Genomic DNA, 21127 nt, shown 5'->3' on the forward strand with positions numbered 1-21127 from the left:
CAATGTGAAAGTGGAACTGGCTGCATATTCGTCCCATAAAACGCCGAAAACAAGCGCATTTGCAGCCCTCTGTGCGGCAAATCCGCATCGATGGTCGACTGGCTCCGATCCTTTATGCACCTTGGGGACGCTAGGAAAGGATCAAGATCCCGCATGTGCAGCGTCCGATTTCAAGGGACAGAACCGATGCCATCCGTTGCAACGCGCGGATGGCATCGGTCGTCATTCCAGCCATGAAGAAAAAGGAGGAGGCGGGGAGCCGACCGGCTTCTACTGTGTTTCGGCGTGGAATAAGGACCCCGTTTCAGGGGTGATCGGCGTCCAAAAAGGACCCCTGTAACGCGGGGTTGTCACACTGCCTCCGGGTTCATCGGAGGCATTTGTTTTGGATGTTGGTTGTGGAGACGATTGCGAAGATACGCCGGCTGTCGCTGGTTCATGGGAAGTCGATCAAGGAGATTTGCCGCGAGTTGCGGATCTCCCGGAAGGTCGTCCGCAAGGTTCTGCGATCTGATGCGACTGAGTTCCGTTACGAGCGCGAGCGGCAGCCGATGCCGAAGATCGGTCCCTGGCAGGGTCAGCTCGATGGATTTTTGAACGGCAATCACAGCAAGGTTGGGCGCGAGCGGCTAACGCTGATCCGGATCTTTGAGGAGCTTCGCGGTCTCGGATACGACGGCAGCTACGATGCGGTTCGCCGATACGCCAAGAGCTGGTCGAAGGCGCAGGGATCAGCGACGGCGGAAGCCTATGTGCCGTTGTTCTTCCCGCCGGGCGAGGCCTACCAGTTCGACTGGAGCCACGAGATCGTCCTGATCAATGGCGTGACTGTGACCGTGAAGGTCGCCCATGTCCGGCTCTGCCACAGCCGCATGATGTTCGTCAGGGCCTATCCGCGCGAGACGCAGGAGATGGTGTTCGACGCGCACGACCGCGCTTTTGCCTTCTTCGGTGGTGCCTGCACGCGCGGCATCTACGACAACATGAAGACCGCGGTGGAGACGGTGTTCGTCGGCAAGGACCGCCAATACAATCGCCGCTTCCTGCAGATGTGCAGCCATTATCTGGTGCAGCCGGTCGCCTGCACGCCGGCGTCGGGCTGGGAGAAGGGTCAGGTCGAGAATCAGGTCGGGCTGGTGCGCGAGCGCTTCTTCACGCCGCGGCTACGCTTCAAATCCTATGACGAACTCAACGCCTGGCTGCTCGACAAATGCATCGCCTACACCAAGGCGCACCGTCATATTGACCAGCCGGAGCGCACGATCTGGAACGTGTTCGAGGAAGAGCGCGGCAAGCTTGTCGAGTATCGTGGGCCCTTCGATGGATTCCACACGGTCCCCGCCTCGGTGTCGAAGACCTGCACGGTGCGCTTCGACAACAACAAATACTCGGTGCTCTCGACGGCCGTCGGCCGCCCCGTCGAGGTCCAGGCCTATGCCGATCGCATCGTCATCCGTCAGGACGGCAGCCTCGTCGCCGAACATGTCCGCTCGTTCGGGCGCGGCGAGACGATCTACGACCCCTGGCACTATGTCCCAGTGCTTGCCCGCAAGCCCGGAGCGTTGCGCAATGGCGCGCCGTTCCAGGGCTGGGTTCTGCCATCGGCAATGGAGCGGGTCCGGCGCAGATTGAAGTCCGCGGACGACGGCGATCGGCAGATGGTGGCGATCCTGGCTACCGTTCTCAGTGACGGTCTCGACGCGGTCGAGGCGGCCTGCCAAGAGGCACTCGACCAGAACGTCTGCTCGTCAGCCGTCATCATCAACATCCTGGCACGGCAGCGCGATCCGGCGCCGGCAATCACCGTTCTTACTCCGGACGCGCTCCGCCTGCAGCATGAGCCGCAGGCCGACTGCGCCCGCTACGACAGCCTCAGGAGGGCAAGCTGATGGAACGCACCCAGGTTCTGGATCTTATGGGGACGCTGAAGCTCTATGGCATGCGCAGCGCCTACGACGAGGTCATGGCGACAGGCATCAAGCGCCAGCACGAGCCGCCGAGGATCGTCGGCGATCTGCTGTCGGCCGAGATCGCCGAGAAGCAGGCCCGCTCCATCAAATACCAGCTCACTGTCGCCAAGCTGCCGATCGCCAAGGACATCGATGAGTTCGACTTTGACGGCACGCCAGTCAACGAGGTGCTGGTCCGGGACCTTGCCAACGGCACCTTCGTTGCCGATCAGCGCAATGCCGTTCTCATCGGCGGCACCGGAACCGGCAAGTCGCATCTGGCAATCGCCATTGCCCGCGCCCTGATCCGCAACGGCTCACGTGGCCGCTTCTTCAACGTCGTCGATCTCGTCAACCGGCTCGAGATCGAGCACCGTGGCGGCAAGCAAGGCCGCATCGCCGACTACCTCACCCGGCTCGACTTCGTCGTGCTCGACGAGCTCGGCTATCTCCCGTTCGCCCAGGCCGGTGGGCAGTTGCTCTTCCATCTGATCAGCCGGCTCTACGAGCGCACATCGATCATCGTCACCACCAACCTGGCATTCGGCGAATGGCCCGCCGTCTTCGGCGACCCCAAGATGACCACCGCGCTGCTCGACCGTCTCACCCATCACTGCGAGATCATCGAGACCGGAAACGAATCCTGGCGCTTCAAGAACCGCGCCTGATCACCCCATCACGCCGATCCGCACTCGCCGGGCTGCGCAACCCAGACCAGCTCCGCCCGGCGAGCGCTGACCATTGTGCCTCAAAAAAGGGGTCCCTTTTGCGAGCCGATCCAGGGTCCCAATTGCGGGCCGATTGACAGCGGACGAGGCGTGCAAGAGGGTCTGGGCGGAAAGCCGCCGACGTTTCCTGAGGCCATCCCGCCCCGTGGCACCCTACGCGGTTCCATCTGCAGACAAAGACCAGAGCCGGTTGCTGCCCCTGCAGCCGGCGACACCGCAGGGTACGGAAGACCAACTTCGCCCAAACACGGTGTCGCCATGAATGACACCGGCGTCATCGACCGTTTCCTGGATACCTTTACCCGCTACATCGATAGCGGATTCGGCCTTCTCGGCGGCGAGGTGGCATTTCTCACTTCCACGCTGATTGTCATCGACATCACTATCGCTGGCCTGTTCTGGGCATGGGGCGGTGACGAGGACGTCCTGCATCGGCTGGTGAAAAAGACGCTCTACATCGGCTTCTTCGCCTTCATCATCGGCAACTTCAATCGTCTCGCCGGCATTGTGTTTGAGAGTTTTTCCGGGCTTGGCTTGAAGGCTGGGGGATCCGCCCTTTCAGGTTCCGCGCTTTTGCAACCGGGCCGCGTCGCGCAGGTCGGCATCGACGCGGGCAACCCGATCCTGGAGGCCGCCAGCCAGTTGATGGGCTACGTCTCCTTCTTTGAGAATTTTGTTCAGATCGCCGTGCTCATGATTGCGTGGGCGATCGTGTTGATCGCTTTTTTCATTCTGGCAGTGCAGATTTTCGTCACCCTGATTGAGTTCAAGCTGACGACGCTTGCCGGCTTCGTGCTGATCCCCTTCGCGCTGTTCAACAGGACCGCTTTCCTCGCGGAAAAAGTGCTCGGCAACATTGTTGCTTCGGGGGTGAAGATCCTCGTGCTTGCCGTCATCGTCGGCATCGGCTCAGGCCTTTTCGGCGAGTTCACGCAAGGTTTCGGCGCGGACCAGCCGACGATCACCGATGCGCTGTCACTTGTGCTGGGTGCTCTTTCCCTGATGGGGCTTTCGATCTTCGGTCCCGGCATCGCGACGGGTCTTGTTTCCGGCGCGCCGCAGCTCGGCGCGGGTGCTGCCGTCGGCACCAGCCTCGCCGCCGTTGGCCTTGGTGCTGCCGGCGCCATGGGCGCGCGCGGCGCGGCGAGCGTCGTCAGCGCAGGCGGAGGAATGACCGCGGCGGCGATGCGCGGAGGCGCGCATCTTGCCGGCAGTACCTCGACTGCTTGGGGACTTGCCACAGCCACGTCCGGAGCGAGCGGTGCCGGTTCGGTGGCGGCTGGCATCGCCGGTGTCGCCAAGGCCGGTGCCGGCGCCGCCGCCCAACCGGTGAAGCAGGCAACGGCGCGCGCAGCTTCAGCGCTGTCTTCCAGCCGGCAGGCTGGTCGCTCTGCCGCATGGACCGCGACTGGAGGCGGGCAGCCGTCATCAGCAACCTCCCCAGGAACGGCCCCGACCACCGACTCCAGTGCTGGTTCGCCGCCGGAATGGGCCAATCGCATGAAGCGCGGTCAGGCCATGAGCCATGGTGCGAGCATGGCCGCGCATTCAGTCCGCTCAGGCGACCACGGCGGCGGTTCGATGAATGTTTCCCTCAATCAGGACGATCGCCGATGAACCTCTTCAAACGATCCTCCGTTCGTTACGGAACGACGCCTCAGCCGGAGACGCCATATCAGCGTGCCGCCCAGGTCTGGGATGAGCGTATCGGCTCGGCTCGTGCGCAGGCGAGAAACTGGCGGCTAATGGCCTTCGGCTCCCTTGTGCTGGCCGGCGGCTTCGCTTCCGCCTTGGTCTGGCAGTCGACGCGCGGCTCCGTTGTTCCCTGGGTCGTTCAGGTCGACAAGCTCGGCGAAGCTCAGGCGGTTGCTCCTGCTGTTGCGGACTATCGGCCGACCGATCCGCAGATCGCCTGGCATCTCGCTCGCTTCATTGAGCAGGTGAGAAGTATCCCGGATGACCCCGTCATCGTCCGCCAGAACTGGCTGCGCGCCTACGACTACACCACCGACCGCGGCGCTGTTTCTCTGAACGACTACGCCCGTGTGAACGACCCTTTTGCCAAGGTCGGCAAGATCCAGATCGCGACCGAGGTCTCCAGCGTCATCCGTGCCTCGCAAGACTCGTTCCGCGTCGCCTGGACCGAGCGCCGCTATGAGAACGGCAGCTTGGCCAGCACCGAACGTTGGACCGCCATCCTCACCATCGTCATTCAACAACCCCGCGATGCCGACCGGCTGAAGGCCAATCCGCTCGGGGTCTACGTCAACGCCATCAACTGGTCGAAGGAGCTTTCATGATGTGTGCGGCACGAACATGCAGAACGGCGAGACAGACCGGCCGCGACATCACAACGATTCGCGTGCTTGTGCTGGCATTGCTGTCGGCGACGGCGTTAGCCGGCTGCGCCTCGAAAAAATACATTCCACCCGAGATCGAATACGACGATGCTGCTTTGCCTGCCGTGCGAAAGGTCGATCCGCCTGGTCCGGTGAAGGTGGTGGAACTGCCGAAGCCGCTTCCGCTGCCGGGTCAATTGAAGCCCGTTGAGATCAGCAGGGCGAAGGCAGAGCCGACCGATCCCAAACAGCGGATCAGCCAGGCGAATGAGGCAGCCCGAATGCAGCCGGTCCGCGACGGTTTCATCAACGCGATCCAGCTCTATCCCTGGAGCGAGGGCGCGCTGTATCAGATTTATGCCGCGCCCGGCCAGGTCACCGACATCGCCCTGCAACCCGGCGAGCAGCTCGTTGGCTCTGGGCCCGTCGCCGCCGGCGACACCGTGCGCTGGATCATCGGCGACACGCAGAGTGGGGCAGGGGACCGGCTTCAGGTGCACATCCTCGTCAAGCCGACGCGTCCCGATCTGCAGACCAATCTCGTCATCAACAGCGACCGTCGCACTTATCATCTCGAACTACGCTCGACCGAAAAGACCTACATGGCCTCTGTCTCCTGGCAATACCCGCAAGACCAGTTGATCGCGCTCCGACGCCAGAACGTACAAGCTTCGGCCGCGCAACCGGTCGCTTCCGGCATCGACATCCAGAAACTCAATTTCCGCTACCGCATCGAGGGCGACGCGGCACCGTGGAAGCCGCTCCGCGCGTTCGATGACGGCTCAAAAGTCTACATCGAGTTTCGGTCCGGTATCGGTCAGGGCGAGATGCCGCCGCTCTTCGTCATCGGCCCATCGGGCGGCTCGGAACTGGTCAACTACCGCGCCCGGCAGAATTATTACGTTGTCGACCGGCTGTTTCCCGCCGCCGAACTGAGGCTAGGCGACAAGACGAGCGAGAAGCGTGTCAGAATCGTGCGCACTGACGGGAAAAAACCACAGCGCAGCACGGGGCTGTTCCGATGAGCGACGTTGCAAATCCCCCGAACGCGGACATCAGGGCCGAACTACGTCTGAGGCCCGAGCCCGCCAGGGTCACGCGCCTTTCGCGCAAGGTGCTGATCGGTCTTGGTGGAGTGGCCAGCGCTGCGATCCTTGGCACACTGATCTGGGCGCTCGACACCAGGCGGCGCGGCAACGATGGGCCGTCCGAACTCTTCACCACTGAAAATCGATCGACCGCCGACGGGCTACAAACCTTGCCGAAGGATTATGCCGGCGTTCCAAAACTCGGCGCGCCTTTGCCCGGCGATCTCGGCCGCCCAATCCTGCGTGCGCAGGAGCGCGGCCAGTCGATCGAGGTGCCCAACGTCAGTACGCCGCGCGCCGATCCGGACGAGCAGCGTCGCTTGGCAGAGATTGAGGCCGCGCGTGTCGCAAAGCTCTTTACCGACACCAACACGCGAGCGAATCCTGCGCGGCAGGATACTGGTGCAGGAAATGCCGTGGCGAACGCCATGTCCGGCTTGACACCACCGACCGAACAGCCGCCGCTCGATCCTGGCGCTACGCAAAACATGCAGGATCGCAAGCTCGCCTTCGTCAACGCCGAACCGGATCGACGCACCGTCAGTCCTGATCGTCTCGCCGGGAAGGCCTCGCGCTATGTCGTTCAGGCCGGCACGGTCATTCCGGCTGCACTCATTACTGGTATCCGTTCCGACCTTCCCGGTCAGATCACCGCTCAGGTCACGGAGAACGTTTACGACAGTCCATCAGGATCGTATCTGCTGATTCCGCAGGGTGCGAGGCTGATCGGTCAGTATGACAGCCAGGTCGCCTTCGGTCAGTCACGCGTGCTGCTGGTCTGGAACCGACTGATCATGCCGGACGGCACCTCGATCGTGCTGGAGCGCCAGCAGGGCGCTGACGCAGAGGGGTTTTCCGGGCTGGAAGACGAGGTCGACCATCACTGGGGTCGGCTCTTCCGGGCGGCGGCGCTCTCGACCCTCCTCGGCGTGGGGACCTCGCTTGGTTCCGGCGACGGTGAAAGCGATATCGCTAAGGCCATCCGCGAAAGCGCACAGGATTCGGCTTCCAATGTCGGTCAGCAGATCGTGCGCGACCAGCTGAACGTCCAGCCGACGCTTACCATCCGCCCCGGTTTTCCGGTTCGGGTCATCGTCAATCGTGACCTTGTGCTGGCGCCCTATGGCACGGCAAAGGAGCCGTCATGATCAAGCTGAAGCTTTCCGCCATTCCTGATGATCGGCCGGTCAAGATCACGATCGAAGTGCCCGCCGCCGTTCACCGCGATCTCGTCGCCTATGCTGAGGTGCTCGGCCGCGAAACCGGACGGACCGTCGCCGATCCGGCAAAGCTGATTGCACCGATGCTGGCGCGGTTCATGGCGACAGATCGGGCGTTCAGCCGAGCCCGAAACGATCCTAAAGGCGGCTGATTTCGTGCGCGGATGATGAAGGGTGTCAGGACGCAGGAGACCGCGTCCGGAGCAACGCGATGAAGGGAGCCACGTTGGGATCGCTGCCCATCGATCCAACGACAGCGTTGAGAAACGCGCAATGGCAAAGGGACGCACCCACCCCGGTCGATGGCTGGACACTCCGCCCCGACCCTGTTGCGTCAACCTGCTCGAGCGCTTCATCCAGATCGTTCAGAATGCGGCGGAGGTTGGCCAGGAAGCGTTCGCCGGCAGCCGTCGTGGTGACCCCGCCCGGATGGCGTTCGAACAAGGCCACGCCCAAGGTCAACTCGAGATGCCTGGTGCGCCTGCTGAGCGCGGAATGATGAATTCGCAGTCGCCGGGAGGCACCGAGAAAGCTGCCTTCCTCGGCGATAACGATCGTACAGTAAAGCGTGATCAGCTGAATGGAGCGCCACATTGCAACTCCTTTTTGCGGAAACGATGTCTCCATCTCACGAGATTGAGCTTTTGATGCCTGGGCTGCGCGTCTCGCGAAGCCTTTGCAGCGTGCGCTCATCGAAACGCGCCGTCACCGCGACTGTCTCTTCACCGCCGATGAGCCTCGGAAGCCCCAGCGGTGTCACTCTGAAATGCAATTGAACCAGGCGCAGCAGCCAAAGCGGGTTCATTTCGATGATGATTGTGTCGACGCCGCTGCCCAGGCCCCACTCGACAATGCCGGACAAAAGCGCATTCGCGACAGGACTGAGCATGCGTCCGCGTTCGCGAAATTGCGGTTCGACGCAGTAGCGCGTCCATTCCCAGATGTTTGCGCCAACCGGCCGCTCGCCTTCGCAAAGATCCAACAGGACCTCCGACAAAAGGTGCGGTCGCGTCGAAGGCAGCATGCGTTGGTAGCCGACAACGTGATTTTCGGTGAGAAAGAGCATGTGAACTGCGTGCTCATCGTCGAAGCGGTCGATCTCACGACCGTCTTCGCGGCGCAGATCAGTCCAGCCCTTTTCTTCGACAAATACCGTGTGGCGCAGGCGAAATGCCTGATCCAACTCCGCTTGATATTCTTCCGCATTCTGCGCTGTAACGATAAGAAGCACCTTAGTTGTCCTCCAGTTTCGAGGTCAACCAATGGTCGTTTCCGGTAGAAGGCGGCATCACGCAATTGCGTGAGTTAGGCGATCAAACCGTGGCGAAAAGCTTCCGCGACAGCGTGTACGGTGTTTGCTACTCCGAGCCTCTCCCGCGCCGATCGCAGATGAGTATCTGCCGTATTGCGGCTGATGCTGAGGCGATCAGCGATTTCGTCCACGGTGAAGCCTTCCGAGGCCCAGTGCAGGACGTCCCTCTGTCGCGGGGACAGGCGCACCGGTTTCGAATCCCATTTTCTATCCGCGAGAGTAACCGCGCAGCCGAAAGAGCAGGCGGCAACGAACTGAAAAGCGAGACGGTCGTGAGGGTCGGGATCCAGCTTTTCACCGGCGACGGAAAAGCCAACCGCCTGTCGTTCCAATGTCGCGAACGGTATAGTGAAACCTTCGCACAATTTGAACTCGGTTGCTTCGTCCATGACCCGCCGACCGACAGGACCCACCCTGCACATCTCATCCATTTCGCTCCAGCGGAAAGGGCTGCTACCACGACTTACGAGTTGAATGGTTGGATCACGATAAAGATAGCCCTTTGAAAAATAGCGCTCGGACCATTGTTCTGGCCAAGCGTCGAGCAGGACATGTGAAACCTGCTCACGCCTTAAGGCACGAGGTGGAGGAATTGGTCCTGCCAGCAAGTTCGTAGCGCCAAATCGTTCGGCGTAGCAAAGCAGGTGCCGACATATTTCTTGTTGGGTTGAACTCCGCCGAATTCTACACAGAAACTCGAGCGTATCATCAAGACGTCTGCGCCAAACTGCAGTTTCTCTCATAACGATCAGATGTCATCCCTGCGAGACGGGAGCGACAACCTCAGTCGTCGCGTGTCGCCCTCCGGCCCTGTAATTTCCCACAGACCCCAGTGGTCTCTCTCAGTCACACCGGCCGTCTCGCTCCGCCGGGATTACGCCAGTACACATAGCCAGTTCCACATCCGGTTCTCCTCTTCTTGCATCGCCAATCGGGGCGGAATCACATGACGGGTAGGCTATGCGATGGCATCGTTTTGCGCTCGAATGGGGTGCCGGTGGGCAATCAGGGAGGTTTTATGCCCACCGGCGTCCTGGCTCGGCCGCCGCGCTGCCAGGATAGCGGAATGACGATCGACCGAGGCGCATACGGCTACAGTCCACAGTTCTTCCAATAACCCTTTAGGCCCTCCAGGTGTTCGATCTTCGGGCTTGCCCGCGCAAACTGCGCGGATGTGCCAATCGGCGGTCGGCCCGTACGCCTACACACGTTGGTCACGGTGCGAAACTCGAGTGACATTTTGATCCGCGCGATCGCGCGCCTATAGACAATCTGCCAATAGCGGCGGTAGCGCACTGACATTCAGTCAAATTCTGCTTGAGTGCATCAATTGGCTTCTCTCGGAGCCGTCTGAATTCACTCAGATTGTCACCTTTGCGTATTCGCGTTCGCTGTCGGCACACCAGTTCCCAACATTCCAGGATCCATAGGAGCCGAGATTGCTCACGTCGCTCCCGGCATCCCAATATACCGGGACATGCACCAGCGACAGGCCGTCGTAGGAATGTGCCGCCTTGAGCGCGTTGAGCAGTTCCTCGCGGCTATAGCCACCGAAATGCGTGGACAGTCCCGGGATGACCTTGGCCAGTGCCACATAGTCCACGGCAACGGCGTCATTGGTGGCGTAGATGTTGCCGAACTGCGCCGCCTGCAGGCCGCTGATGGCGCCCATCCTGCGGTTGTCGAGCAGAACGATCATGCCGCGCACGCCATGTTCTATCCCATCGGTCAGCACTTGCGGATTCATCCAGAAGGCACCGTCGCCCGACACGGCAATGCTGTAGCGCGGCTTGTCCGCGATGGCTGAGGCCACCAGAGAACTGACGGCAAAGCCCATATAAGAGGCCCCGCCTTCACTCATGGTGTCGAACGGCCGGTCGTCCTCGCAGATCTGCAGCGCGTTGCATTGCACGTCACCGGAATCGAAGAATTTAACCGCATCCACCGCCTTGGCGAAATCCACGATCTGCTTGATCGCCACTGGCTGGGTCAGAACCGTCCTCTGCCAGACCCGGTCATATTGCGGCTCGACCGCGTAGCGTGTCTCGCGCAGCTCGCGCCATTCCTTCTTTTTGGCCTGGCAAGCTTGGGTCCAGGTCGCCCGCCCGGCGAGGTCGAGGTCATCCAGTCGCTTCAGTAGCGCTTCGATGCTGGCTGCAAGATCGCCCACCAGCGCGACTGTCTTGTTGTAATGGTTCACATCCGACCAGTCCGCATTGATGTTGATGACCGCCTTGGCGTTCCTGTAGCCAAGCCCCGAGCAATCCGCCTGACAGACCGAGCGCGAGCCCGCGACGATTACCAGGTCAGCCTCCGACATGGCGAAATTGCCTGAAAGCGAGCCCTTGGTGCCGCCCACATGCAGGTTGTTAGGGTGCAGATCCGGTAAGATGCCGGAACTGACGGGAGATGTAATAACCGCGGCGCCCGTGCGTTCGGCGAGGTTGCGGATAGACTCGCCGTGGCGCCGGCTGCCGCCGCCGGCCTTGATGACGATACGGTCGAATTTCCGAATCAAAGCGGCGGCGTCGTCCAGATCCGGCTCGGAGGCCGCGCCAAGTCTCGCCGACATTCGCTGCGGCAGCGCCAGCAGATTCAGCCCATGGATTGTGCGCGGCTGGATGTTCATCGGCACATGGACGAAGAATGGGCCGGCGTGGAAGGGATGGAACACCCGCGCGCTGCCGCGCCTCATCATATCGCGCAGAGCCTCGGGCGTGTGCAGGAGATAGGATTCGGAGGCCAAAGCTGTCATGCGGCTGAAGATATGTTGCTCTGTCGGTTTCGGGATGCCCTGGAAGTTCTGTCCTTCGCCATGGGTCGTTTCGTCCCCGTAGATATGATAGAGGCCAACCCCGTTGGTGATCGATGTAAGCGCCCCAGCCATGGCCTGCAGTGGTCCGGGCCCGATTGAGGCCACCAGCGCAACCGGCTCGTCGTAAAGCCAGCGCATCGTGGTGGCGGCATGCGCCATCGAGACCTCGTTGTGGAAGGCGTAGGTTTTCACCAGCCCCGCCTCCTCGTAGATTCGCAGCATATCCCCAATCGAGGTCGAGCCATGGCCGAAGATCGCCAGGTATTTCCTCACGCCCTGGCGCAGCAGCCCGAGCACGATCCCCTCCGACACCGACGCGTCCACAAATTGCTCTAACGTGCCCGCCTCTATGGCCGCCTCGATGCCACCGGCAGCGGCGATGGCGGCAGCACGCGTCTCCGCCGAGAGACCAGATCCATCCATGACATTCATTGTAATGATCCTCCCACGTCGCTCGATCCACGATCCGAATCCGACGCTATTATGACAACACATATTTCAATATAAGAAACGGTCAACAGCTGTCAGTCAAGAAAGTTCTGGATTTGCGGTTCAGTTTATGCATTTCTAAAATCAGAATTGTGACTATGACAACTGACGAAAAGGGAGGGAAGCGAAATGAAGCTGTTATCGAGAGCAATCGGAATGACCGCGGTTCTGGTCGGGCTGGCTGGCGTGACGCCGGTGCCTGCGATGGCTGAGGACGCGATTGGTATCGCGAGTTCCGGCGGGATAATGCTTGAGGCAGGCCGGGCTGCGCTTTGGGGTCCCGCGACCGAAAAGCTCGGCCTGAAGTACCTTGAGGATACAATCGATGAAGGTCTGAACGCCGTCCGGCTGCAGGTGAATGCCAACAACGTCACCTATGATCTGGTGCAGATGGCAAACTATGAGGCAGCGCTCGGCGGCAAGGAGGGGATCCTTACGCCCATCGACTATTCGGTGGTCAACAAGAATGGCTTCAACGGAACCGCCACCGACTACTGTGTGGGTTACCAGACCTATACATTCTCGCTAGCCTGGAACACCAAAACCTATGGAAAGAAGGGTCCGCAGAGTTGGGCGGACTTCTGGGACGTGAAAAAGTTCCCGGGAACCCGCGCCATGCGCGCCAATGCCGAAGCGCAGCTTGAGGCAGCACTTATGGCCGACGGCGTCGCGCCCGAGAATGTCTACAAAGTACTCGCGGAGAAAGGCGGGGTGGAACGCGCCATCGCAAAGCTTGAGGAACTCAAGCCTCACGTCGCGGTCTGGTGGACGAGCGGCGCACAGGTGGCGCAGCTATTGCGGGACGGCGAGGTTGACATGACAACCGGCTGGAATGGTCGCTTCCAGGCCGTCCAGAAAGACGGCGGGCCGGCAGACTTTACCTGGAACCAGGGCATCCTGGGGGTGGACTGTTTCGCCATACCGAAAGGCGCGCCGCATCTCGAGAAGGCCATGCAAATGCTGGCCTACATGGCTGAGCCCGAACCTCAGGCCAGGATGGCAACCCGCACGAACTATGGGCCTGGAAACAGCAAGGCTTTTGACACCGGGATCATATCCCAAGATACCGTCAAGCTGCTGCCCAATTATCCCGAGAACTCAAAGACACAGATTACGCTGGATCCGGACTGGTGGGCGGCGAACAACAACCGCGCTCAGAAGCTTTTCGACGAAATGCTGACCCGATGAGCTCGAGGCATCGATGACGAAACCGGCAACGATTTCCATTGAAGCGCTGGGCAAGACTTACGGGTCGTTCCATGCCCTTCGCAATGTCTCCCTGGAGGTCGGGGCCGGCGAATTCCTGACCCTGCTCGGCCCATCGGGGTCTGGCAAGAGCACCTTGCTGATGGCGTTGGCGGGCTTTGTCATTCCGGACCGCGGTGCCATCCGCATCTCCGATAAGAACGTCGTGGATCGCCCCGCCAACAAGCGCAACATCGGAATCGTCTTCCAAAGCTACGCGCTGTTTCCCCACATGAGCGTCTTCGAGAACGTCGCGTTTCCGCTGCGGTTGCGCAAATGCAACCGCGCGGAGATCGAAGCGCGTGTAGCCGCCACGCTGCAGCAGGTCCAACTGGCGGACCTGGGCGGACGGCGTATCTCCGAGCTCTCGGGTGGCCAGCGTCAGCGCGTGGCGCTGGCGCGTGCGATCGTGTTCGAGCCGAGAGTGATGCTCATGGATGAGCCTCTCTCGGCGCTCGACAAGAAATTGCGCGAAGAGATGCAGATCGAAATCCGAGAACTCCACCAGCGCCTGGGCGTGACCACAGTTTACGTTACGCACGACCAGCGTGAGGCGCTCACGCTCTCGGACCGGATCGCGATCATGAACAAGGGCGAGATCGTGCAGATTGGCACCGCCCGGCAGATCTACAACGAGCCAAAAGACGACTTCGTGGCCGATTTCATCGGCGAGGCGATTGTTCTAGAAGCTGGGCTTCTGGCTTTCTCGGGAGCGAGGGGTTTCGATCCCTCGGTGCGGCTCGCCATTCGCGCGGAGGACCTGCGGTTGTGTGCCGCTGAGACAATGGAGGAGCATGCCACGCTGCAGGGGAAACTGGAGACGGTTGTGTTTCAAGGCGACAGTTGGCTGCTCAGATTGTGCTTGCCGGGCGGAAGGCAGATTTACTCGCGCGTGCAGAAACCCGATGAGCATCTCATTTCGCTAGTCTCTGTAGGCGATTCCATCACCCTGCATGTCCCCCAGCGCAAGCTGCGCGCGCTGCAATAGGCAGAATGGTGCGTTGATCGAGTTGATCGACGGGCGCCTGTCAGAATTGCGGGTGAATTTCGCCGATTCTCTGTTGATAGTAGGTTTGCCATGTCGGCAATAGAAAATACGGTGCAAGAGCGAGCATTTATGCGGGCACCTAGCCGTGCATACAGAGCCGAGCGGCGTAGTCACCTTGTGCATATTGCCCTTGTGGCGCCTAGCCTCGTGCTTGTTGCGGTGCTGGTGCTGGTGCCTTGCTTCTGGCTCTTCTGGCTCTCCGCCTTCGACCTAGACGGTAACCTCAGCTTTGAGAACTACCGTACGGTGTTTGAGTCAGCCGGCTATCGAAGCGTTTTCCTGACTACGTTTCTGGTTGCCTTCGCAACCGTGCTGGTCACGATACTGGTCGGGGGTCCTTTTTCGTTGTTCTTGGTCAATATCCAGGAGCGGAAGGCGCGCCTGCTGTTGACGGCCGTGATGCTGTCCTTCTGGACCTCGGTTCTCGTGCGGGCATATGCCTGGCTGGTGCTCCTGCAACGAAACGGGGTCGTCAACTCACTCCTGATCGACCTCGGGGTGATTGGTGATCCGCTGCGTCTCGTCTTCAATTTTTCCGCGGCGGTGCTGGGCATGGTCCACATCATGTTGCCGGTCTTCATCTTGCCAGTCTATGGCGTGATGTCGCGGATCGACCCTGACTTGATGCGCGCGGCAGCGAGCTTTGGAGCTTCCCGGGGGCAGGCGCTGCGGCAGGTGTTCCTGCCGCTTGCCATGCCCGGCATTGCTGCTGGCGGCGTCCTGGTCTTCGTGATGAGTCTGGGATTCTACGTCACGCCGGCCATTCTGGGTGGTGGACGCGTCTATATGATAGCAATGCGCATCGAGCGTTCGCTGTCCAATTTCACCAGCTACGGGGCCGCGAGTGCCCTGGGTGTCCTGTTGCTTGTCGCCACGGCGATCATCCTGGGCCTGAGTTATCTCGCAACGCGCACGGTATTGAAGGTCAGATAGAATGAACGACGGATTCCCCCAGAACCGGACGCTCCGCATCCTGTCCTGGGCGTTCGCGGTACTGACCACCTGCTTTCTCGCCGCGCCGTCCTTCATCGTTGTTCTGATGTCCTTCTCGGGCAGCAATTTTCTCGAACTGCCGCCCCGTACCTGGTCGCTCCGCTGGTATGAGGCATTCATGTCCTCTGAGCGTTGGCTTGGCGCCGCGGCAACCTCCTTTTTGCTGGCAGGACTGGTGGTGATAGTTGCCGTGCCCATCGGGGTGCTGGGCGCCTATGGTGCCATGAAGATGAGCCAAGGATGGCGCTCCTTTGTGCAGGCCTTTATGCTGATGCCCGCCGTGGTGCCGGCGATCCTGATTGCCGTCGGACTTTTCTTTTTCTATTCCCGGATCGGGCTCGTGGGGACCCTGACGGGGCTGGTGTTTGGACACGCGGTGCTTGCGCTGCCAGTCGTGTTCCTGGTGATGAGTGCCGCATTCGCCAATTTCGATTTCGATCAAGTCCGTGCCGCGCACAGTCTTGGGGCCGGAGAGGTGACGGTCTGGCGAATCATTATTCTTCCGCAGATGATCTACAATATCCTCGTCTCCTCGCTTCTGGCGTTCCTCACATCTCTCGATGAAGTCGTGATCGCGATGCTGTTGTCGGTGGGGCGGCGCACCACAATGCCCAAGCTCATGTTCACGTCCTTGCGCGATCAGATCGACCCCGTCATCGCCGTGGTATCGACCCTGCTGCTCGTCCTTGCGACAGTGGTGGTGATTGTTCTTCAGCTACGTGGGAACGCCGTTCGGAACCGATGAAGAAACTCTGATCAGTCAAAAAACGTCATAGAGCGCTTGGGATTTGCTATTTGCCCAATCGTTGATCTCGCGGGTTTGATGAGATTGAGAACTGGGATCGATATCGAAGGCTGTTTTGAAGTGTGTTGAGGCGCGGATCAGCGTCTTTGGCTATCCCGATCACCCGCAGCCTTTCCACGATTATCGCTGTGGGCGTGTTGAAAATATCAACCCGTATTGCGATATAAGCTATACTATCGGAGAGCGAAGCAGATATAACGGGAACGGCTAGGCCCCGTCATGGGACTCCGGCGATTGATTTCTGCAGGCGGATCGAAGGCGATATGGACAAGATACCGGACCGAAAGGGTGCCGTCGATATAGTTGAGGGCTCCGTAGACGAGCAGCCGGGCGTCAAGACCCTCGACAAGGGTTTGCGGATCCTGGATTTCATCATCGGAAGGCAGCGCAGTTTCGGCGTCAGCGAGATTGCCAACGAATTCGGGATGGACAAGGGCTCGGCCTACAGGTTTCTGACGACATTCGATCGCTACGGCGTGCTGCGTCAGGACAAGCAGACCCGCAAATATGGTCTTGGCACGAAATTCTTGGTCTGGGCCTCGCGGGCGAACTCGCTGACCACCATTGTAACCGTGGCGCGTCCCTCGCTGGAGGAACTGGCGCGCCAGACCGGCCTTGAGGCGCATCTGGCGTTGATGTCGCATCGCACCGCGGTGCTCGTCGATACCGCCTTCCCGAATACGCCAATGTCGACACGCAGCCTGATCGGGCTCGAAGAGCCATTGCACAACACCGCTCTCGGCAAGGCACTGCTTGCCTTTCTCCCCGAGGACGAAATGAACGCTTTGGCGGAAACCATTCCCCTGACCAGGTCGACAGACAGGACGATCGTCGATCGTGCCGTACTGGCCGAGTCCCTCATGGAAATCCGGCGAACCGGCGTGGCAACCGACCGCGGCGAGTTCTTCGCGTTCCTGACCTGCTTTGCAGCACCGGTCTTTGACGAAACGGAGCGGGTCGTGGCGTCAATCGGAGTGTCCGCCGTGGCCGATTCGCTGACGGAGAAGGCAGAGCGCGAGATTTACAAGAAGCTCCTCCAGATTTCGGATGGTCTTAGCCGGCAGTTGTCTGGCTGATACGTGCACCGGGACGAACTAGAGTCGCCCTGCCTCAATGATCCGCTGCAGGAAAGCACGGGTTCTGTCTTGTTTCGGATTGCCGAAAATCTCCGACGGCGGGCCCTCTTCATGCACCTTGCCGTCGGACAGGAAACAGACCTTACTGGCCACCTCTCGCGCAAATCCCATCTCGTGCGTGGCAAGCAGCATGGTCATACCTTCGGCTGCGAGGTCACGCACAATGTTGAGGACTTCCGAGACAAGTTCCGGGTCGAGAGCCGAGGTAATCTCGTCGAGCAGCAACACCATCGGGTTCATGGCTAGCGACCGGACGATGGCGACGCGTTGCTGCTGACCCCCGGAAAGGCGATCCGGGTACTCCTTGGCTTTGTGTTCTAGGCCGATGGGTCTCAGGAGGTTCATCGCGTTCGCCTCCGCTTCAGCGCGGCTCTCCCCCAGGACCTTGATAGGTGCAAGGGTGACATTTTCCAGTACGGTCATATGTGGGAATAGGTTGAAGCTCTGGAAGACAATACCGACATCACGGCGCAGTGCATTGACGTCAACACCTGGACCGGTCACGCGATCGCCGTGGATGCAGATCTCGCCGCCTTGAATGTTTTCCAACCCGTTCATACAGCGAAGTAGCGTCGACTTTCCACAACCGGAAGCGCCTATCAGGCAAACCACCTGATGTTCATCGACTTCAAGGTTCAAGCCGTCGAAGACCTTGTGGCTACCGTAGCTCTTGGAGATGCTGCGAATTTCGATCATCGCCATGATGTGGCTAACCTTAACTGCCGCCGCGGATACGGCGCTGGTCGCGTTCCAGCACCTTATCGACGAAACGCGCCTGGGGAATGGTGATCAAGATGAACAGGATGGCGACGGTGGTCACCGGTGACAGGTTGAAGTGATTGCTGGCGACGATTTTCGCCTGGTTGAAGGCATCGATCGAGCCGATGACATTGACGAGGGCGGTATCCTTCTGGAGACCGATAAAGTCGTTAAGGAGCGGTGGGATGATGCGCCGGATCGCTTGCGGAACGATTACGTAGCGCAACGTCTGCAAGTAGCTGAGGCCAAGCGAACGCGCTGCCGCCACCTGGCTCCAATGAATGCCTTCGATGCCGGAACGATACACTTCGGCGACATAGGCGCCATAGGTCAGGGTAAGCGCAAAAATGGCGAAGGACTCTCCCGAAAAGTCCTTGACCCACGGCAGCCCGGTCAGTGGGAGGCCGAAGCCTATCAGGTAGATATTGATGATCGCCGGTGAGCCGCGAAATATGTCCGTATAGATGGTTGCCATAACGCGCACAGGCCGCCCGGCCTTGCCCGGAACAAGCCTGGCTATGGCTACGACCAGGCCCCAGATCAGCACCAGAATCTCCGCCACGACGAAGATGTAGATATTGGTCCAGAAGGCTTTGAGTATCAGCCAGAAGGAACTGCCGATCAGCGGCAGCAGCATGAAGGTCCGACTGACAGCGAGGTCGTTGGCGATGAAGAACTGGACGACAATAAGCAGCGTGGCTAAGGCCGCGGAGAGACCCAAAGTATAATAGGCGTGATCGCGCGCGGCCGCCGTGAAGACCCTGGCATCGACCAGTTTGTCCTCGGCAAATGCTGCCTTCGCCAAATGCGACTGGCGAAGGCTCTGGATCGCTGGCCATGTAGGCAACAGCAGGCAAAGGCCACAGATCACCAGGATCGCATCGGCCAGGAGCCCGTCGACTTGCAGATTGACGGTGGCCGCCCGGGCATCCAAAAGCGTCTTCCAACTGCCGGCAACAACGAGGAAACTGATGACGAGGACCGTTGCCGCCAGGTTGGTGACATCTTTCGGCGGCGTCCCCGCGCTCCAGCGACGCTCACCCCCGAGAAGGCCGAGTGTCTGGCCTTCTCGGTTACCGATGATAGATGACATCAGGTGATCCCAAGTTGCTCGATTAAGGCTTCAGGTAGGGAACTTTGGCCGGATCGGCGCCCCAGGCTGCGGCCAGATACTTGGCTGAGATTTGCTGCAGGGTGCCGTCCTTGATCAGCGCGTCGATGATTTTATCGATGGTCGCGGCGTTGGGGGAATTCTTCGGATAGATGGCGCCATAGGTTTCGCCGGTTGAATATTGGCCGGCTGCTACAAGCGTGCCATTTGATTGCGAGGCCACGGCCAGCACATTTGCCGTGTCAGTCATGGCTGCATCGACTTGACCAGCTGCCAACGCCGCCCACATGCTGGGCCCGTCCGGGTAGACCTTGGACTCAGCTGGCTTGAGAGTGTTGGCGACGAAGTCGGCCCCAGTAGAAGCCTGTTGCACGCCAATCCGCATCTTCTTGATGGAGTCGCTATCGACGGACACACCTTTTTTGACAAGAACTCCGATATCAGAGTTGAAATAGGGGATCGAGAAATCAACGACCTTCTTGCGCTCATCGGTGATGGAAATCCCCGACAAGGAGAGATCGAAGTCCTTGGTCTGACCCGCGACCAATGCATCCCACGCGACATTAACGACCTTGACTTTATCCAGGCCCCCGCGATGGGCGATATTGGCGGCCATGCAATATTCATAGCCGTCTTTGATGAGCTCTGGTGCATCCCCGTTCCACCAACCGGGCGCCGGAAGACTGACTTCGACAGTCAACTCCCCAGCCTCGACGGGAGTGAAGGGAATGGAACCTCTGGTTCCGGTGACTTCGCAATTGCCTATCATATCGGCAGCGTCAACCGGTGAGATGGAAAGAGAAATAATTGCTGCGGCAATAGCAGGCCGAACGCGAACAAGAATGGATTCTAGGTGCGGTGTAATCATGCTTTTACTCCCACTAAAGCTTTAAGGTGATTTTTATCCGTATTGAAATACTATGAGCTGACATGGTCTCTCCGGCCTCCCGAAAACACTGCTCTCTTTTTCTGTTCGCTATTGACTACTCTCGCCGAAGGCCGGCGACAGATTCACATTGCAGTAGCGTTGCGCCTCGCTCATTTCACACCCCGAGGTCGCGCAGAAAGGCACGCGAACGTGTCAGAACGGTCATGGGGTCAATTTCCCAGCCGAAGTAGTTCGCCTCGTATTCGATGGTTAGTGCGCCGGCATAGCCAATGTCGCCCAGCGCGGCGATCAGCTTCGGGAAGTCGATCTCGCCCTCACCCAATGGCGGGAAGCTGAATTCGGGATAGCGGCCTTTGGCGTCCTTGATGTGGACGTGGCGGATCAGTGGAGCCAGCCGGTGAACGGCCTCAACAGGGTCCTCGCCGATGGCCTGGAAATGGCTCGGGTCAAAATTGACGGCCAGTTCCAGCGGCCTGAGCGCTTCGGCTAGTTCAAGATAGCGGCCGCACTGAGGGTACATGTGCGGCGCGGCTGATTCGAGGCCCACGCTCACGCCCTTTTCGCCAGCCTTCCTCAAGACCGCCTGCATGGTTTCGATGAACAGCGGCATCATCGCCATTTCGTCCTGCCCGGGCGTCGGCCGGCCGGAGCAGAGATGGACATAGTCCACCCCGATGGCCGCAGCGCGGTCGATCATCGCACTGACATGGGAAAGGCCCCGCTGCCGTTCCGCCTCGTCCTTGGCGAAGAAATAGAAGTTGACGCTCATCGCAGGGATTGAAAGCCCTGCGGCACACACGGCTCCGGCCAGTTCGCGGCATTGATCGAGGCTCATCTCCGGCGTCACGTGCGGCGCGAACTTCGACGGAATGCCGTCGCCGTTGATCGCAAGATCGGTATAGCCCGCATCGGCAACGACCGTTGCTGCCTCTGGCAAGGAAAGGTGCGAGAGCATCGTGCTGTAATATCCGGGGCGCATGGGATGGTCCTTCGTAGAAGCCGGAATGCCAGTGTCCGGAGTGTCGCCGGCAGGATGGTTTTGCCTTGATGTTGCGTATTTTGCAATAGAGATTTTTTATATGAGGCAGCCGATGCCTGCCAATTTGTGGCATTTGACGATGAATCGGCACCAAAATGTTTGCTATTTAGCAAAACGGTTCTTTACTAATAACAACGCTTGGCGCTACAAACGTTCGGAACG

General features: G+C 59.9%; 20 protein-coding genes and 1 pseudogene. 13 read left to right on the plus strand and 8 right to left on the minus strand.

All coding sequences use genetic code 11. The features are described 5' to 3' along the window. Positions 1-389: 389 nt before the first annotated feature. From istA to AC56QP_RS25550, 8 genes and pseudogenes are all read left to right on the plus strand, one after another. Positions 390-1883 (plus strand): annotated as a pseudogene (gene istA, locus AC56QP_RS25515) (IS21 family transposase); the annotation flags it as partial. 5 nt (positions 1884-1888) lie between these two features. Next, complete coding sequence (istB, locus tag AC56QP_RS25520; protein WP_489858710.1) at positions 1889-2617, plus strand: IS21-like element helper ATPase IstB; 729 nt, start codon at positions 1889-1891, stop codon at positions 2615-2617. Positions 2618-2750: 133 nt separating this feature from the next. Further along, positions 2751-2939, plus strand: a complete 189-nt coding sequence (locus AC56QP_RS25525; RefSeq protein WP_497103685.1) for a hypothetical protein — start codon at positions 2751-2753, stop codon at positions 2937-2939. Continuing rightward, positions 2936-4294 (plus strand): P-type conjugative transfer protein TrbL, encoded by a 1359-nt coding sequence (trbL, locus tag AC56QP_RS25530; protein ID WP_489862946.1) that lies wholly within the window; start codon positions 2936-2938, stop codon positions 4292-4294. Before AC56QP_RS25525 ends, trbL begins: the two co-directional genes overlap by 4 nt. Beyond that, positions 4291-4977 carry a conjugal transfer protein TrbF gene (gene trbF, locus AC56QP_RS25535; protein ID WP_489862945.1) on the plus strand — a complete coding sequence of 229 codons (687 nt, stop codon included), beginning with the start codon at positions 4291-4293 and terminating at the stop codon, positions 4975-4977. The genes trbL and trbF overlap by 4 nt, the downstream gene beginning before the upstream one ends. After that, on the plus strand, positions 4974-6041 hold the full coding sequence (gene trbG / locus AC56QP_RS25540; RefSeq protein ID WP_489862944.1) for a P-type conjugative transfer protein TrbG: 1068 nt from the start codon (positions 4974-4976) through the stop codon (positions 6039-6041). The genes trbF and trbG overlap by 4 nt, the downstream gene beginning before the upstream one ends. After that, positions 6038-7252 (plus strand): TraB/TrbI/VirB10 family type IV secretion system protein, encoded by a 1215-nt coding sequence (locus AC56QP_RS25545; RefSeq protein WP_489862943.1) that lies wholly within the window; start codon positions 6038-6040, stop codon positions 7250-7252. The genes trbG and AC56QP_RS25545 overlap by 4 nt, the downstream gene beginning before the upstream one ends. Further along, entirely contained in the window at positions 7249-7476 is a 228-nt protein-coding gene (locus AC56QP_RS25550) for a DUF2274 domain-containing protein (RefSeq protein ID WP_489862942.1), read from the plus strand. The genes AC56QP_RS25545 and AC56QP_RS25550 overlap by 4 nt, the downstream gene beginning before the upstream one ends. A gap of 25 nt (positions 7477-7501) precedes the next feature. Here AC56QP_RS25550 and AC56QP_RS25555 read toward each other — a convergent pair whose 3' ends face one another. The 4 genes from AC56QP_RS25555 to AC56QP_RS25570 form a co-directional block, all read right to left on the minus strand. Continuing rightward, positions 7502-7918: a LysR family transcriptional regulator gene (locus AC56QP_RS25555; RefSeq protein WP_489862941.1), complete on the minus strand. Its 417-nt coding sequence runs from the start codon at positions 7916-7918 to the stop codon at positions 7502-7504. 34 nt (positions 7919-7952) lie between these two features. Continuing rightward, positions 7953-8555, minus strand: coding sequence for an acyl-homoserine-lactone synthase (locus AC56QP_RS25560; RefSeq protein ID WP_489862940.1), 603 nt, complete (start codon positions 8553-8555; stop codon positions 7953-7955). 74 nt (positions 8556-8629) lie between these two features. Then, positions 8630-9379 (minus strand): helix-turn-helix transcriptional regulator, encoded by a 750-nt coding sequence (locus tag AC56QP_RS25565; protein WP_489862939.1) that lies wholly within the window; start codon positions 9377-9379, stop codon positions 8630-8632. A 617-nt stretch (positions 9380-9996) separates the two neighbouring features. After that, positions 9997-11883: a thiamine pyrophosphate-dependent enzyme gene (locus AC56QP_RS25570; RefSeq protein WP_489862938.1), complete on the minus strand. Its 1887-nt coding sequence runs from the start codon at positions 11881-11883 to the stop codon at positions 9997-9999. A gap of 186 nt (positions 11884-12069) precedes the next feature. Between AC56QP_RS25570 and AC56QP_RS25575 the strand changes: the two genes are divergently transcribed. From AC56QP_RS25575 to AC56QP_RS25595, 5 genes are all read left to right on the plus strand, one after another. Further along, positions 12070-13128 carry an ABC transporter substrate-binding protein gene (locus AC56QP_RS25575; protein ID WP_489862937.1) on the plus strand — a complete coding sequence of 353 codons (1059 nt, stop codon included), beginning with the start codon at positions 12070-12072 and terminating at the stop codon, positions 13126-13128. Positions 13129-13141: 13 nt separating this feature from the next. Beyond that, entirely contained in the window at positions 13142-14173 is a 1032-nt protein-coding gene (locus tag AC56QP_RS25580) for an ABC transporter ATP-binding protein (RefSeq protein WP_489862936.1), read from the plus strand. A 207-nt stretch (positions 14174-14380) separates the two neighbouring features. Then, positions 14381-15166, plus strand: a complete 786-nt coding sequence (locus tag AC56QP_RS25585) for an ABC transporter permease (protein WP_489862935.1) — start codon at positions 14381-14383, stop codon at positions 15164-15166. 1 nt (position 15167) lies between these two features. Further along, a complete protein-coding gene (locus AC56QP_RS25590; protein WP_489862934.1) occupies positions 15168-15971 on the plus strand; it encodes an ABC transporter permease in 804 nt (267 codons plus the stop codon). A 323-nt stretch (positions 15972-16294) separates the two neighbouring features. Continuing rightward, positions 16295-17107, plus strand: a complete 813-nt coding sequence (locus tag AC56QP_RS25595; RefSeq protein WP_489862933.1) for an IclR family transcriptional regulator — start codon at positions 16295-16297, stop codon at positions 17105-17107. Positions 17108-17125: 18 nt separating this feature from the next. Here AC56QP_RS25595 and AC56QP_RS25600 read toward each other — a convergent pair whose 3' ends face one another. From AC56QP_RS25600 to AC56QP_RS25615, 4 genes are all read right to left on the minus strand, one after another. Beyond that, positions 17126-17869: an amino acid ABC transporter ATP-binding protein gene (locus tag AC56QP_RS25600; protein ID WP_497100990.1), complete on the minus strand. Its 744-nt coding sequence runs from the start codon at positions 17867-17869 to the stop codon at positions 17126-17128. Between the two features lie 13 nt (positions 17870-17882). Next, positions 17883-19019, minus strand: coding sequence for an amino acid ABC transporter permease (locus AC56QP_RS25605; protein WP_489862932.1), 1137 nt, complete (start codon positions 19017-19019; stop codon positions 17883-17885). Positions 19020-19041: 22 nt separating this feature from the next. Continuing rightward, positions 19042-19905, minus strand: coding sequence for an ABC transporter substrate-binding protein (locus AC56QP_RS25610; protein WP_489862931.1), 864 nt, complete (start codon positions 19903-19905; stop codon positions 19042-19044). A gap of 175 nt (positions 19906-20080) precedes the next feature. Further along, the gene (locus AC56QP_RS25615; RefSeq protein WP_489862930.1) at positions 20081-20905 is read right to left on the minus strand and encodes a sugar phosphate isomerase/epimerase family protein; all 825 of its coding nucleotides are present in this window, start codon (positions 20903-20905) and stop codon (positions 20081-20083) included. Positions 20906-21127 lie beyond the last annotated feature (222 nt).

Source organism: Mesorhizobium sp. RCAM 05104 (assembly GCF_059683645.1).

Coding starts and splice junctions, on each gene's coding strand:
- istB (WP_489858710.1), top strand. CDS start 1,889: ATGGAACGCACCCAGGTTCTGGATCTTATGGGGACGCTGAAGCTCTAT.
- trbL (WP_489862946.1), top strand. CDS start 2,936: ATGAATGACACCGGCGTCATCGACCGTTTCCTGGATACCTTTACCCGC.
- trbF (WP_489862945.1), top strand. CDS start 4,291: ATGAACCTCTTCAAACGATCCTCCGTTCGTTACGGAACGACGCCTCAG.
- trbG (WP_489862944.1), top strand. CDS start 4,974: ATGATGTGTGCGGCACGAACATGCAGAACGGCGAGACAGACCGGCCGC.
- AC56QP_RS25545 (WP_489862943.1), top strand. CDS start 6,038: ATGAGCGACGTTGCAAATCCCCCGAACGCGGACATCAGGGCCGAACTA.
- AC56QP_RS25550 (WP_489862942.1), top strand. CDS start 7,249: ATGATCAAGCTGAAGCTTTCCGCCATTCCTGATGATCGGCCGGTCAAG.
- AC56QP_RS25555 (WP_489862941.1), bottom strand. CDS start 7,918: ATGTGGCGCTCCATTCAGCTGATCACGCTTTACTGTACGATCGTTATC.
- AC56QP_RS25565 (WP_489862939.1), bottom strand. CDS start 9,379: ATGAGAGAAACTGCAGTTTGGCGCAGACGTCTTGATGATACGCTCGAG.
- AC56QP_RS25570 (WP_489862938.1), bottom strand. CDS start 11,883: ATGAATGTCATGGATGGATCTGGTCTCTCGGCGGAGACGCGTGCTGCC.
- AC56QP_RS25575 (WP_489862937.1), top strand. CDS start 12,070: ATGAAGCTGTTATCGAGAGCAATCGGAATGACCGCGGTTCTGGTCGGG.
- AC56QP_RS25580 (WP_489862936.1), top strand. CDS start 13,142: ATGACGAAACCGGCAACGATTTCCATTGAAGCGCTGGGCAAGACTTAC.
- AC56QP_RS25590 (WP_489862934.1), top strand. CDS start 15,168: ATGAACGACGGATTCCCCCAGAACCGGACGCTCCGCATCCTGTCCTGG.
- AC56QP_RS25595 (WP_489862933.1), top strand. CDS start 16,295: ATGGACAAGATACCGGACCGAAAGGGTGCCGTCGATATAGTTGAGGGC.
- AC56QP_RS25600 (WP_497100990.1), bottom strand. CDS start 17,869: ATGGCGATGATCGAAATTCGCAGCATCTCCAAGAGCTACGGTAGCCAC.
- AC56QP_RS25605 (WP_489862932.1), bottom strand. CDS start 19,019: ATGTCATCTATCATCGGTAACCGAGAAGGCCAGACACTCGGCCTTCTC.
- AC56QP_RS25610 (WP_489862931.1), bottom strand. CDS start 19,905: ATGATTACACCGCACCTAGAATCCATTCTTGTTCGCGTTCGGCCTGCT.
- AC56QP_RS25615 (WP_489862930.1), bottom strand. CDS start 20,905: ATGCGCCCCGGATATTACAGCACGATGCTCTCGCACCTTTCCTTGCCA.